Source organism: Paenibacillus sp. F024, assembly GCF_057814255.1.
In genome coordinates this window covers 1-255 of the sequence record NZ_JBVASZ010000188.1, presented here as the reverse complement: position 1 = coordinate 255, position 255 = coordinate 1, and the positions used below count along the sequence as shown (strand labels likewise).

Here is a 255-nt window from a genome sequence, read left to right as displayed (position 1 = left end):
CTGGTTCTCCCCGAAATAGCTTTAGGGCTAGCCTCGGGAGATGCGTCGTGGAGGTAAAGCACTGATTGGGTGCGGGGCCCGCCAAGGGTTACCAAGTCCAGTCAAACTCTGAATGCCACAGACGTTAACCCGGGAGTCAGACAGTGAGTGCTAAGATCCATTGTCAAGAGGGAAACAGCCCAGATCATCAGCTAAGGTCCCCAAGTGTGTGTTAAGTGGGAAAGGATGTGGAGTTGCGCAGACAACCAGGATGTT

At 53.3% G+C, this 255-nt stretch carries 1 rRNA gene; it reads left to right on the top strand.

The features are described from left to right. A 23S ribosomal RNA gene (locus ACZYR9_RS27915) occupies positions 1 to 255 on the top strand; the annotation flags it as partial.